Annotated in this window: 2 protein-coding genes (1 of these 2 only partly in view); both read right to left on the reverse strand. The window is 68.3% G+C overall.

Translation table 11 applies throughout. The features are described 5' to 3' along the window. Entirely contained in the window at positions 1-1,350 is a 1,350-nt protein-coding gene (locus tag J4E63_RS09815; RefSeq protein ID WP_207281771.1) for an MFS transporter, read from the reverse strand. Then, on the reverse strand, positions 1,340-14,962 hold the 3' portion of the coding sequence (locus tag J4E63_RS09820; protein ID WP_207281772.1) for a non-ribosomal peptide synthetase. The gene runs 4,191 nt beyond the window's last position; 13,623 of the gene's 17,814 nt are visible here — the last part of the coding sequence; its start codon lies beyond the right edge, outside the window — the gene reads right to left on this strand; the stop codon is at positions 1,340-1,342. The genes J4E63_RS09815 and J4E63_RS09820 overlap by 11 nt, the downstream gene beginning before the upstream one ends.

Raw genomic sequence — 14,962 nt, forward strand, 5'->3', positions numbered from 1 at the left:
TCAAGGAGCTGGAGCCTGTCCACTGGACACGTCGGCTGCTGCCTTTTTGATTGGCTGAGCAGTGGGTGCCGCGCCCGGCTGCAGGCGCCGCAAGGGGCCGAAGGCCAGCCCCAGGCTGGCCAGCAGCCCATACAACAGGCCAGCCGCGGCAAACAGCAGGCTCAGGCCGCCCACCTTGCCCGTTCCCAACAGCGGCGCCAGCCTGGCCTGCCACTCTCCGGCTTTGCTCATCCATGTGATCGCCCAGCCGTCGGCCAATGCGCCGGCGCCCAGGGCGCCAATGGGCATTGCCAGCAGGCAAACCATCTGCCGGGCCGACAAGACCCGGCCGAGGGCGTCGGCGGGCAGGCTGCGTTGCCAGAAACTTTGGTCGCTGCTGGTGCTCAGGGAAAAACAGCCGAACGCGACGAAGGCGGCCACATACAGCACCACCGGCGAAGCGCTGGCGCCGATGGTCAGGACGGCGGCGCCGAGCAGCAGGTCGGCCAGCAATACAGTGCGGATCAGCCGTGCCGGCGGCCGGGCCACCACCCACAGTGAGCCGCCGAGCATGCCCAGGCCACCGCAGGTCATCAGTGTGCCCAGTACCAGCACCGAGTGGCGCTCCAGTACCAGTGGCGACAACAGCGCCGAGGCCAGGCCGAGCATCAAGTGCTCCAGCCCGAGGTAGGCCAGCAACGCCCACAGCGCCGGACGCCCGCGCAGCACGGCCAGGACCACCGACGATCCGCCCTCGGCGCCGACGCGGCCCTGGCCGGTGCCGCGTACGGCGCTGACGAACAGGCCGATCCAGACAAGGACGGTGGCGCATAACAGCACGGCGCCAAGGTCCAGCAACAGCACCCCTGCCACCCCGACGCTGCCTAACAGCAGCGCCGCCAGGGTGGGGGCGATCAGCTGTGGCAAGCCCACCATCAACTGCATCAGGCCATTGGCCCGGCCGATCGCCTGGGGGCTGCGCAGAAGTCGCGGGATGGCCGCCTGACACACCAGCATGCGCACCACCAAAGTGCTGGAGTTCACCGCGGCGAAAGCGTACACCTGCCAGCGGTCCAGGGCGTTGGATTCGAACAGCCACCAGAGCGCCAGCGCCGCCGCGCCGCTACAGGCTTCCACGCCCAACAGCAGGGCACGCGCTTCACAGCGGTCCACCAGCCATCCGGCCAGCGGCGCCAGCAGCAGTCCGGGCAGGGCTGACAGGGCGATGACCCAGGCGTAGTCGCTGACGCTGCCGTGTTGCTGCAGCAACCAGATCCCCAGGCTGAATGCCGCCAGGGCGGAGCCCAGGGTGGACGCGACCTGGGCGCCCCAGGCCCACAGCCAGGGGCGTAGCGAAGGTTCAATCGCCATGGTTTGGCAGTGCCTCGATCACGGGCCAATGGTGGCGCAGCAAACCGGCGAGGGCCGGCGCCGCGCGAGACTTGAGAATCGACAAATGATTGCAATCCTCGAGAACGTGCCGCCTGCAATTGGGCGCGAACGCCTCCCAGTGTCGCGCCGGGTCGTCCGGTTCGGCGCTGTGCTGGCCAGCCTCGACCAGCACCACGGACCCTGGGTAGGGCGGTGTTGGCTGGTACTGCGTCGCCAGGTTGGCCTGGAACACCCGCAGTGGCCCGCGCAACGCCTCGGCTCGGGCCTGCGCCGGCATCAGCCCGACCGCTTGCATGCTCGCCAGCAGTTGAGCGCATTGCTCGTCGACTTCGAGGCTGGCGAGGCGGTCGATGTCCAGGCCCAGGTCGCGCCCGGCATCCATCTCCAGCAAGCCGACGTAACGGGCCAGGGCGTGGCGCGCGTCGCTGGCCAGACGCGGGCCGGGCGCGCGGCTGTCGAGCAGCAACACCGGCGCCACCAACGCGCCCTCGGCTAGCAGCTGACGGGCCACTTCGAACGCCAGCCAGCCGCCGAACGAATGGCCGAGCAGGTAATACGGGCCATCCGGCTGCTGTCTGCGGATCTCCTTCACATAGGCGCTGGCGGCCGCCTGCACCGTCCCGTGGGGCTCGCAGCGCCCATCGGAGCCGCGGGCTTGCAGGCCGATCACGTTCAAGCGCCCATCCAACTGCTGGATCAGCGGCACGAAGCTGGCGACGTTGGCCCCGGCACCGGGGATCATGAACAGGCAAGGCGCCTGCGCCGCGCCGGTCTGCAAGACAAAGCCGATACGGCCGCCGCGGGGTTCGTCGACATCCCGTTCGGCCTGGCTCAAGGCCTGCTCCAGCGCTTGGGCCAGGTGTTGCAGCGGCTCGGGGTCACGCATGATCGACCAGTGATCACCCTCGATGCGTTGTTCCACCAGATCGTTGCCCAGCAGAGCCTGCCAATCGGCCCCAAGCCCGTTTGGGCTGGACAACCCCGGCACAGGCGAAGTGGCGCTGAACAAATACACCGGCAGGCCCAGGGGCGCCGGCCTGTAGCGGACCATGGCGTTGCGCAGGGTCAGGTTGAGGCGGGCGCGACGGTCCAGTGCCTGGCGGTCAAAGCCGCCGGGCAGCCAGCCGCGTTCCTGGGCCGTGGTGATCAGCGCATCGAGGTCGAGGCCAGCGTGCCAGGCGTCCCCCGGCTCCTGGCCGGCCCCATTGCGCCAGTGCTGCGTCAGATAAGCGAGCAGTTGCTGGCGCAGTGCGTCATCGTCCAAGTCCAGGGTCAGCGGCGCGGCGCGCAGTGCGCCCGGCTGGCTGCTGTCGATCAGGCCAACGAACGCCACCGGACAATCCTCGCCTCGCAGTTGGCGGGCCATTTCATAGGCCAGCAGGCCGCCCGCCGACCAGCCGGCGAGCCGGTATGGGCCCTGGGGTTGGACCTTGCGCAGCAGCGCGATGTAACGGCTGGCGAGCGTCTCGTTGCAGATGCCTTGCTCCAGTTCGGCGGCGGCTTGCACCGCGTATATCCCCAGCGCCGGGTCCAGGTAGCGGGCCAGGCGAGCGTAGGGCAGCGCCTCGCCGGTGCCTTCGTGGATGAAGAACAGCGGGGCCCGTTGGTTCGTGCCAGCGCGGATGCACAGTAGCGCCTGCTGGTCGACGGCCTGGGCATCCAGAGGCCGCACTTCACGAGCCAGTGCCGCCAGGTCCGCGGCGTTGAACAAGTCGCCCACGGACACGCCCAGGCCTTGTTCGCGCAGGGCGTCGAGCATTTGCACCAGCAGCAGCGAATGCCCGCCGAGGGCAAAGAAATTGTCCTCGCGACCCACCTGCTCGACCCCCAGCAACCGTGCCCAGAGTTGTGCCAGCAGGCTTTCCGTGGCGCCTTGGGGCACAGCGTAGGGACGCTGTTGCAGGGCGTGCTGGTCAGGCGCGGGCAAGGCGCCGCGGTCGACCTTGCCATTGGCGGTCAACGGCCATCGTTCCAGTTGCACATAGGCGCCGGGCACCATGTGCGCTGGCAACTGTTCGGCCAATGCCAACCGCAGCGACGCAGGCTCCAGCTGGCGGCCCGGTTCGGCGAGCAGATAGGCGACCAGCCGCGGATCACCGGGTTCGTCCTGGCGTGCCAGGACCCGTGCCGAACGCACATCGTCCAGCGCCGTGAGGCGTGCTTCGATCTCCCCCAATTCGATGCGGAAGCCGCGCACCTTGACCTGCTGGTCGTTGCGTCCCAGGTAGTACAGGGTGCCGTCGCTGCTCCAACGCGCCAAGTCGCCGGTTCTGTAGAGGCGTTCGCCCTCGCCACCGGCAAAACGCGCCGGCAGGAATCGCTCGGCGTCCAGCGCTGGACGGTTGAGATAGCCGCGGGCCAGGCCCGGCCCGGCGATGTGGAGTTCGCCCACCACGCCGCGGGGCACCAGTTCGCCCCGCTCATCGAGCAGATAGACCCGCAGGTCGGGGATCGGCCGGCCGATGGGGGCCAGCCCGGCGTGGCAGTGGGCGGCATCGATGGGCTGGTAGGTGACATGCACCGTAGTCTCGGTGATGCCGTACATGTTCACCAATTGCGTGCCCTGGCTGTCCGGGCGCTCGAACCAAGGCCGTAGCGCCGCGCCATCGAGGGCCTCGCCGCCGAAGATGATGCAGCGCAGGCGATGGGGTTCGGCGCGGGTCTGTTTCATCCAGGCGTAGAAGGCGCTGGGCGTCTGGTTGAGTACGGTGACGCCGGTTTCCACCAGCAGCCGGTAGAAGTCTTCGGGGCTGCGCGAGGTCAGGTAAGGCACCACCACCAGCCGGCCGCCATGCAGCAGCGCGCCCCAGAGCTCCCAGACCGAGAAGTCGAAGGCGTAGGAGTGGAACAGCGTCCAGACGTCTCGTTCATCGAAGCCGAACCAGGCATCGGTGGCGCTGAACAGCCGCAACACCGAGTGGTGCTCGATCATCACGCCCTTAGGCATGCCGGTCGAGCCGGAGGTATAGATGATGTAGGCCAGGTCGCGGTCGCTGGCGTGCGGATCGGCTGCCGGATCGGTGCAGGGCAGGTCGCGCCAGCCGCCGCGATCCGGGTCCAGGGAAAGGACTTCGCAGCCGGCCGGTACGTGCAGTTCAACCGGCAGATCAGCCAGGGTCAACAGCACCCGCGGCTGGCTGTCGTCCAGCATGAAGTTCAGGCGCTGGGCCGGGTAGACCGGATCCAGCGGCACATAAGCGCCGCCGGCCTTGAGGGTCGCGAGAATGGCCATGGGCATGTCGAGGCTGCGTTCGACATGGATTGCCACGCGGCTGTCCGCGCCGACCCCCAGCCCACGCAAGCGATGGGCCAGGCGATTGGCGCGCTCGTTGAGCGCTCGATAACTGAGCCGTTGTTCACCGTACTCCACCGCTACGGCGTCCGGACGGCGGACTGCCTGGGCCTCGAAGCGCTGGTGCAGACGCTCGCCATTGGTCGTGGGGAGCGCCACGGCGGGGTTGAAGCCATGGAGCAGTTGCTCGCGTTCGGTTTGGCTGAGCAGGTCGATGTCGGCGACCGATTGACGGTCGTCCGCGACCATCGCCCGTAGCACCGAGAGCAGCGCCTGCCAGTGGCGAGCTACGGTATCGGCGTCAAACAGCGCGGTGGCGTAGTTGAAGCCGCCTTCGATCACGCCGTCCACCTCGTGCACATCCAGCGCCAGATCGAACTTGGCCGTGGTCACCGGCGCACCGACGCTTTCCAGATGCAAGCCGTTGCCCAGGTCCAGTTCGCCCGCCGGGGCGTTCTGCCACGCCAGCATCAGTTGGAACACGGCGTTGTAGGCTTGGGAACGTGTCGGATTGAGTGCCTCGATGACCTGTTCGAACGGCAGGTCCTGGTGTTCCTGGGCGGCCAGCGCCAGGTCCTTGACCCGGGCCAGGAGGGTGTCCACCGTCGGGGCGTCGTCCACTTCGATGCACAGCGCCTGGAAGTTCACGAAGAACCCGATCAGCGGCTCCAACTCGACCCGGTTGCGGTTGGCCACCGGCGAGCCGATGACCACCCGGTCCTGGCCCGAGAACCGGCTGACCACCACCGCCCAGGCCGTCAGCACGGTCATGTAGAGCGTGGTGCCGTGGCGCTGGCCGAGGGCCTTGAGGCCGTGGGTCAGCTCAGCGTCGATGCGCACCGGCAGGCTGGCGCCGGCGTAGTCCAGCCGCGCCGGTCGCGGCCGGTCGGTGGGCAGGGCCACGCAGGTCGGTGCGTCCTGCAAATGGCGGGTCCAGTAGGCGCGCTGGCGTTGCAGTTCGTCGCCTTGCAACCATTGGCGCTGCCAGAGGCTGTAATCACCGTATTGGCGGTCCAGGGCCGGCAGTGGATCGACCCGCCCCTGGCTGAACGCTTGATACAGGCGGGAGAACTCGTCGGTGAGGATGCCCATGGACCAGCCGTCCGAGACCAGGTGGTGCAGCGTGACGAGGACGACGTGGTCGTCGTGGTCCAGACGCAGCAGGCTGGCGCGGATCGGCCATTGGCGCGTGAGGTCGAACGGCCGAGCGGCTTCCTCGACGCAGATCGATTGCCAGTCCGTCGCGTCGGAGGCGCTCAGGTCCAGGGTTGTCAGGGCCAGCGCCCGGGGCAAATCGATCACTTGGCGCGCCTGTCCCGCCACACTGACGAAGCGGGTACGCAGGCTTTCATGCCGCGCGACGATGCGGTCCAGCGACCTGCGCAGCGCTTCGATATCCAAGTGCCCGCGCAAACGCAGGCCCGCGGGCATGTTGAAGGCTGCGGTGGAATCCGGATTGAGCTGCTGGATCAGCCAGAGGTTCTGCTGAGCGAACGACAGCGGCAGCGGCTGACTGCGGTCACTGGCCAGCAGCGGCCCAAGGCGGCTGCGCCCGGCGTTGCCCAGGGCGGCGGCGAGCGCGTGCAGGCGCGGCTGGGCGAAGACCGCCGAGAGTGGCATTTCCAGGCCCAGTCGATGGCGCACCTTGGCCAGCAAGCGTAACGCCAGCAACGAGTGTCCACCCAGGGCGAAAAAGTCATCTTCACGACCCACTGCCTCGACCCCGAGCAGTTCGCGCCAGATCGCTGCCAGGGTGGTTTCCAGTTCGCCCTGGGGTGCGCTGTATTGACCCTGGGCGAACGCATCGGCGGGAGGCGCCGGCAAGCGCTGACGGTCGACCTTGCCGTTGGCAGTGATCGGCAGTGCCGGCAGTTGGACGAAGGCACTGGGCAGCATGTACTCGGGCAGGCGCTCGCTCAGTTGGCTGCGCAGGGTCAGCGGCGAGAGAGTCTCGCTGGCGCTGTAATAGGCCACCAAGCGCGCCTGACCGCTGTCGCCCGGCAGAACGATCACCACCGATTCGCGCAGGCTGGGCAACTGATCGAGGCGACTTTCCACTTCGGCCAGTTCGACCCGGTAACCGCGGATCTTGACCTGGGAATCGTTGCGCCCCAGGTACTGCAGGGTGCCCTCGGCGGTCCAGCGTGCGAGGTCGCCGGTCTTGTACAGTCGCGCGCCGGGGGTGGTGTCGAAAGGGTGCTCGATGAAGCGCTCGGCGCTTAGCTGCGCCCGGTTCAGGTAACCCTGGGCCAGGGCCGCGCCGGCGACATGCAGTTCGCCGGCCGCGCCCTGGGGTACCCATTGGCCGCTGCTGTCCAACAGGCACACCTGGGTATTGGCGATCGGCCGGCCGATCACCGGCAGGTCCGGCCAGAGCGCAGGATCACCGGACAGGGTGTGGGTGCAAACCACGTGGGTTTCGGTGGGGCCATAGTGGTTGTGCAGACGGGCCTGGGGATGAGCTTCGAACAGCGCGCGCAGGGCGCCGTTGATGCGCAGCGCTTCGCCGGCGACGATCACGTCCCGCAGCATCGGCAACGCCAGTGGCGCCTCGGCCCAACCGTCGGCCAGGGTCGCCAGGGCGATGTAGGGCAGGAACAGCCGTTCGATCCGCTCCTGCGCCAGCCATTGGGGCAGGCCGGCGAGGTCCAGGCGCTGGGTCTCGTCCAGCAGCACCAGGGTGCCCCCGGTACCCAAGGTGGAGAAGATCTCCTGGAACGCCACGTCGAACCCCAGCGCGGCGAATTGCAGGGTCCGCGCCGGACCGGGCAGCGCCTGGGCGGCCTGCCAGGCCAACAGGTTGCTCAAGGCCAGGTGGCCCATGGCAACGCCCTTGGGCGTTCCGGTGGAGCCGGAGGTGTACATGACGTAGGCCAGGTCATCCGGCCGCGGCGGCGCCAGTTCCGGCAGGGCGGACACCGGACCCACGGTGGCCGCCAGGCGAACCGACAGCGCTGGGCAGTGCTCGCCGAGCCTCAGGGCTTCGACGCGCTGGGCATCCCAGAGCAGCAGGCAGGGTTGGCAATCGTCGACGATAGCCTGCCGGCGGGCGATGGGTTGGCTGGGGTCCAGGGGCACGTAGGCTGCGCCGGTCTTGAGCGTGGCCAACAGGGCCAAAACCATCTCCAGGCTGCGGGGCAGGTGGATGGCGATCCGTTGGCCCGGGCCTGCGCCCAGTTCCAACAACTGCGCGGCGAGATGATTGGCCTGGCGATCAAGTTCGCCATAGCTCAAACCGCGTCCATGCAGCTCCACGGCAAGGGCCTCGGGCTGCTGCCGTGCTTGCCGTTCGAACGGCCGATGCACCCAGCTTGCTTCGGGGAACGGCGTCGGGACCGGATTGAGCTGATGCCACAGGCGCTCGCGTTCCCGGTGGTCCACCAGCGACAGCCGCGCCACCGGCTGGCGGTCGTCCAGGCAGAGCTGTCGCAGCACATGGGTCAGGTAGTCCCAATGCCGTTGCACACTGGCGGGATCGAACAACGCGGTGGCGTAGTTCAGTCCTCCGATGATGCGTCCATCGGCCTCGTACAGTTCCAGGGACAGATCGAACGGCGCGGTGATCTGCTCACCGGCGACACTGGTCAGGCTCAGGCCATCGAGGTCCAAGGCTCCGCGCGGCGCGTTCTGCCAGGCGAACATGAGTTGGAACACTGGACTGTGGGCCAAGGTGCGCGGCGGATTGAGCGCTTCCACCACGTGCTCGAACGGCACGTCCTGGTGCGCCTGGGCCCCCAAGGCGTGCTCGCGGACCTGGGCCAGCAATTGGCCGACATCCGGTTCCCCGCCCAGGTCGACGCACAGCGCCTGGGTGTTGACGAAAAAGCCGATCAGAGGCTCGACTTCAGCTCGGGTGCGGTTGGCCACGGGTGTCCCGATCACCACCTGCTCCTGGCCGGCCAGGCGCCCGACCACCACGGCCCAGGCGGCCAACAGGGTCATGTACAGCGAGGTGCCGTGGCGCCGGCCCAGTTCCTTGAGCGCGGCGCTGGTGGATTCATCGAGGGCGACCGTCAGGCGCGCGCCACTGAAGTCCTGGCGTGGCGGCCGCGGCCGGTCGCTGGGCAGGTCGATGCGTGCTGGTGCGTCACGCAGGTGCGCGAGCCAGTAGGCCAACTGTTCGGCACCGCGCTCGCCGGCCAACCACTGGCGTTGCCAGGCGGCATAGTCGGCGTACTGAATCGCCAGGGCCGGCAGCGGGTCCGGGGTGCCCCGGCGAAAGGCCTTATAGAGGGCCGACAGTTCGTCTACCAGCACGCCGATGGACCAGCCGTCGGCGATGATGTGGTGCAGTGTCAGGTGCAGCACATGGCGCTGGTCCTGCTGTCGCACCAGCAGAGCCCGCAGCAAGGGCCCTTCGCTCAGGTTGAACGGTTGCGCCGCTTCGGTGGCCAGGGCCGCCCGCAGGCCGGCGTCGTCGTTGGCTTCCAGGGTCAGGCGCGAGGATCCCCAGCGCGGCCCTGGCTCGATGACCTGCCGGACTTCGCCGTCCTGTTCAACGAACCGGGTGCGCAGCACCCCATGGCGCTCGACGATCCGGGTCAGGGCCTGGTCCAGGGCGGCTTCGTCGAGTTCGCCATCCAGGGCCAGGGCGCCGCTGATGTGGTAGGCGGCGCTCGCCTGGGCGTCCAGGCGGCTGATGAACCACAGCCGCTGCTGGGCGAACGACAGCGGCCGTTCGGCAGCCTCCGGCAGTACCGGGATCGCCGTCAGGGCAGAGCGCGCTGCGCCCGCCATTAGCGGGGCCAGGGCTGCAACGGTCGGGTTCGCGTACAGGGTCGCCAGGGGCAATTCCAGGCCCAGGCGCTGGCGCACCCGCGAGACCCATTGCACCGCCAGCAGTGAATGGCCGCCCAATTCGAAGAAATTGTCGTGCCGGCCGACCCGGGCGACCCCCAGCAGGTCACGCCAGATGGCGGCCATGAGGGTTTCCTGCTCACCCCGCGGAGCTTCGTAGGCCTGACTGCTCCAGGCCTCCTCGCCGGGCAGTGGCAGGGCGCCGCGGTCGAGTTTGCCGTTGGGTGTCAGCGGCAGGGTGTCCAGCGGCATGATGACCGCCGGTACCATATAGCCCGGCAGCCGGTTCGCCAGGGCGTCGCGCAGGGCCGCCGGCGCCAACGGCCCGTGGCCAGGACTGGCCACGGCGTAAGCCACCAGCGCCGGCTCGCGGCCATTGCGCGGGACCGCCAGGACTGCCGCCGCGGCCACTTGCGGCAGGGCCAACAGGGCGCTTTCGATCTCCCCCAGTTCGATGCGGAAGCCGCGGATTTTGACCTGGAAGTCATTGCGCCCCAGGTAGTGGAGCTGGCCGTGGACGTCCCAGAAGCCCAGGTCGCCTGTGCGGTACAGCCGCGCGCCGGGCTGGTCGCTGAAGGGGTCGGCGAGGAAGCGTTCACGGGTCAGGTCGGGTCGCCGGTGGTAGCCGCGTCCAACGCCAGCACCGCCGATGTACAGCTCGCCCGGTACGCCTACGGGCAACCGCTGCATGGCGTCATCGAGGACGTGCACCTGGGTGTTGTCGATGGGCCGGCCGATGTGCGGGACGAAGCCCCCTTCGCGGTCCATCGCAGCCCAGGTCGAGTAGACCGTGGTCTCGGTCGGGCCATAGAGGTTGTTGACCTGACGCACGCGGCTCTGCTCGAACAGGCGCTGCACCAGGGGGCGGGGCAGCGCCTCGCCGGCCAGGTTGACGCTCTCCAACGAGTCCCCCAGGGCTTCTGCGCGCAACAGCGCATCGAGGGCCGAGGGCACCGTATTGAGTAGGCTCAGCTCCGGACGCTGGTCGAGCAGGGCGAGGGCATCGTCCACCAGCTCCAGGGTGCCGCCGCAGGACAGCGGCGCGAAGCATTCGAATACCGACAGATCGAAGTTGATCGAGGTGCTGAACAGGCTCCGGCTGAGCACTTGCGGGGTGAAACTGCCCAGGGCCCAGTCGAGGAAATTGCGCGCGTTGCGGTGTTCGATCATCACCCCCTTGGGTTGTCCGGTGGAGCCGGAGGTGTAGATCATGTAGGCCAGATGCTGGCCTTCCAGCCCCAGGGCCAGCGGCGTGTCGCTGGTCGCGGTTTTGCTGTCGCGCAGCACTTCATCGACGTTCACGCGGTGGCAATCGTCGGCCAGCGCCAGTTCCAGCGGCGCGTCGGCCAGGGTCAGCACCGCCAGCGGGGCGCTGTCGTCGAGCATGTAGGCCAGGCGCTGCGCCGGATAGGCCGGGTCCAGCGGCACGTAGGCACCGCCGGCCTTGAGTACGGCGAGCAGGGCGACGATCAGTTCCGGAGTGCGGCGCAGATGGATGCCGACCCGCGCGTCAGGTCCGACGCCCAGCGCTTGCAGGCGCCGCGCCAGGTGATTGGCCTGGCGGTCGAGCTCTGCGTAGCTGAGCCGGCGGCCCTTGCAGTGCACTGCCAGGGCCTGCGGGGTCTGCCGGGCCTGGGCTTCGAAGCGCTCGTGGAGCAGGGCACGCTGGGGCTGGGGACGCGCCGTGGCGTTGAACCGGGCCAGTTGCGCGAGTTCCGCTGGCGGCAGCACATCCAGGGTCCGGGCCAGACGATGCGGGCTACTGCCCAGGGCTAGCACCAGGCTGGCGAGGGCTTGTTCCAGAAACCCCAAGGCCCGTTGCGCACCCACCGAGCCGGCAATCTGCGCGGTGATGCCAAAGCCCTGACCGAGGTCATCCACCGAGAAGGTGAAGGGGTAATTCGTGCGCTCGGCGGTGCCCAGCACCTGCATGCCAGCGACGCTCTGGTGGGGCATGTCTTCCAGGCTGTAGCGAAAATTCAGCAACGCGCAAAACAGCGGCGTCCCTGCCGGCACGCCACTGCAGCGCTGGGCCAGCGTCAGCGGCGCGTGCTCATGCTCAAGCAGGTCCAGCAGCGCCTGATGGGTGCGCTGCAGGCTGTCGATTACCGAGGTCTGCGCGAAGCCGATGCGCAGCGGCAGGGTGTTGATGAACACCCCCAAGGCCTGGTCCGCCCCCTCGATCCCCTGCAGACGACCCAGCAACACGGTGCCGAACACCACGTCGGCGCGGCCCGTGGCCTTGCCCAATACCAACGCCATGGCCAGGTGGAACAGGCTGGCGACGCTCACCTGGTGGTGGCGTGCCGTTTGCCGCAGGGCCAGCGCCAGCGTCGGGTCGAGGACGCCCCGGGCTTCGTCCAGAGCGCCGGTATTCTGCACGTCCAGCAGGCCGAACGGCGCGGTGGGTTCGCTGACGTCCGCCAGCATGGCTTCGAAAAACCGTTGTTGGCGTGCGCTGTCCTGGCCGTGCCGGGCGTGGGCAACAAAGGCCCGGAACGGCACCGGCTCGCGCAGTTGCGCGGCGCGACCCTGCTGGATCAGCACGATTTCCTCGACCATTCGCTCCAAGGTGGTGTGGTCCAGCACCAGGTGATGGTGCAGCACTTGCAGCAGCCAGCGTTGCCCGGCGGCGTCGAAGGCCTTGACGAGCCGCAGCAGCGGCGCCTGGCGGATATCCAGGCGGCGCTGCCGTGGATTGGTGTGCGCCTGCAACTGGGCGAGGGCGTCGGCCTCGGTGATAGGCAGCACCTCGATGGGCAGTGGCGCGTCACGCCAGACTACCTGCACTGGCTGTTCCAGCCCCTCCCAGGCCAGGGCGGTACGCAGGATGTCGTGGCGGGCGATGACCTGTTGCAGCGCCTGGCAAAAACCGTCCAAGCCGGCTTCGTCGTCGAAGGCCAGGGTGGTGTGCAACAGGTAGGTGTCGCCTTCTTCCTGCAGCAGGTAGTGGAAGAACAAACCTTCTTGCAAAGGCGCCAGGGGGTAGATGTCTTGCACGTTGGCGGCGCCACCTTCGACCTGGGCAACAATGGCGTCGATCTGCGCCTGGGTCAGCTCCACCAAGGGCAGCAGCTCAGGAACGATACGGCTGCAGCCGGCAGGTATCGTCGCCTGCAGCGATGCCAGCTCAAGACTCGGGACCGCCGAGCGCTGTGCCAGGCAGTCGGCCAGCGCGGCGACACTGGGGGCGCCGAACAGCGTGCGTACATCCAGCGGCCAGCCCTGTACCCGCAGCTGTTCCACCAGTTGCACCGCCAGTAACGAATGCCCGCCGAGGGCGAAGAAGTTGTCCTGCCGACCGACTCGCGGCACGCCGAGGACCTCGGCCCACAACTCGGCGAGTCGGGTTTCCACTGGCCCTTGGGGCGCTTCGTAGCAGTGCAGGGCGAAATGCTGTTCGTCGGGCTCGGGCAGGGCGTGGCGGTCGAGCTTGCCGTTGGCGGTCAGCGCGAAACCGTCCACCTGGACGAAAGCTGCCGGCAGCATGTAGTCCGGCAGCACGGCTGCCAGGCGGGCGCGCAGGGCGTTGGGCTCTTGCGCTTCGGTGGCGCTGAAGTAGGCCAGCAGGCGCTGCTGGGCATCGGCCAGCACCAGCGCCTCGTCGATCCCCGGCAGGGCCTTGAGCTGGGCTTCGATTTCCCCCAACTCGATGCGAAAGCCACGGATCTTCACCTGGAAATCATTGCGGCCCAGAAACAGCAGCACGCCGTCGGCGCGCCAGCGCACCAGGTCGCCAGTGCGGTACAACCGTGCCCCGGGCGCCTGGCTGAAGGGGTTGGCGACGAAGCGTTCTTCGCTCAGTCGGGGTTGGTTCAGGTACCCCAGGGCGAGCCCATCACCACCGACGTAGAGCTCGCCGACCACCCCAATCGGCACTGGGCGGCGCTGTTCATCCAGCACGTAGACCTGGGTGTTGCCCACGGGCCGGCCGATGGGAATGTCACCGGCCAACGCATCCGCGAGGGTGATGGCGTGAGTGGTGGTGAAGGTGGTGTTTTCCGTCGGCCCGTAGCCGTTGAGCAAGTGCTGGGGTGGCGAATGGCGCAGGACCTTTTCGATGCGCCGCGGATCGAGCACGTCGCCGCCGACCATCAGGTAGCGCAGCGCGTCGAAGGCCGGCGCCAGGGCCTCGGCGTACTGATGGAACAGCCCGGCGGTGAGCCAGAGCACGCTGACTTCGTGGTGCAGCAGATGCTCGTTGAAGCGGGCCGCGTCCAGCAGGGTTTCCCTGGGGCAGACCACCAGGCAGCCGCCGTTGAGCAGTGCGCCCCAGATCTCCAGGGTACTGGCGTCGAAGGCCGGATTGGCGGCGAGGGCGAAGCGGTCCTGGGCGGTGAACTCGGCGAAGCCGTTGTTGCGCACCAGCCGGGTGATGGCGCGGTGCGGCACCTGCACACCCTTGGGCGTTCCGGTGGAGCCGGAGGTGTACATGATGTAGGCCGGTGCTTCGCTCGACACTGTCACAGGTTGACGCGGCGGGATGGGTTCGTCCGCAGTCGCAAGGCGATCCCAAGGGCACAAGATCTGGTAGCCGGTACCTTGCACCGGCGCGTCCGGGTTTTCACAGAGCAGCCAGGCGCTGGCACAGTCGTCCAGCAACGCGCGTTGACGCTGCAGCGGGGTGGCGGTGTCGATGGGCACGTAGGTCGCGCCGTTTTTCAGGATCGCCAGGACCGCCGTGACCAAGCGCGGGCCGCGCGCAAGGCTCAGGGCGACCCGGGCGCCCGGGGTGACGCCGTGCTCGGCCAACCAGTGCGCGAGCTGCTCGGCCTGTTGGTCGAGCTGGCGGTAACTGAGCAAGTGTTCGCCGTCCTGCACCGCGGTGGCGTCGGGCCGGCGCTGGGCCTGGGCCTCGAACAGACGGTGCAGGGGCTCGTCGGCAGGGTAATCGCGGGTGGTTTCATTGAATCCGTGGAGCACCTGCCGACGTTCGTCCGCGCCGAGGATCGACAGCGCCTGGAGCGGCAACTGGTCGTTCTCGACCATCGCCTGCAACGTGGCGCACAGCGCCTGCCAGTGACGCTCCACGGTGCCGGGGTCGAACAGCGCCGTGGCGTAGGTCAGCCGACCGCCGATCGCGCCATCGCGCTCATACAGGTTCAGGGTCAGGTCGAACTTGGCGCTGTCCTCACCGGTGGACAGCGGGGTCACTTCCAGGTCGCCCAGGGCCAGGCTCGGCTGCGGAGCATTCTGCCAGGCCAGCATGACCTGGAAGATCGGACTGTGAGCCAACGAACGCGACGGGTTCAAGGCTTCCACCAATTGCTCGAAAGCCAGCTCCTGATGGGCCTGGGCATCCAGCGCAGTGCGCCGCACCTGGGCCAGCAGCTCGCCGACCTGGCTGACCCGGTCGAGGCGCACCCGCAACGCCTGGGTGTTGACGAAGAAGCCGATCAGCGGCTCGACCTCGGCACGGGTGCGATTCGCCAGCACCGAGCCGATGACCAGGTCATCCTGACCCGACAACCGGCCAAGGACCACCGACCAGGCGGCCAGCAC

It is taken from the genome of Pseudomonas sp. FW300-N2F2, from assembly GCF_017351655.1.
Classification (GTDB): Bacteria; Pseudomonadota; Gammaproteobacteria; order Pseudomonadales; family Pseudomonadaceae; genus Aquipseudomonas; species Aquipseudomonas fluorescens_AA.

Bases quoted from the DNA above. Each gene is read 5' to 3' on its own strand.
- J4E63_RS09815 (WP_207281771.1), bottom strand. From the start codon at position 1,350: ATGGCGATTGAACCTTCGCTACGCCCCTGGCTGTGGGCCTGGGGCGCC.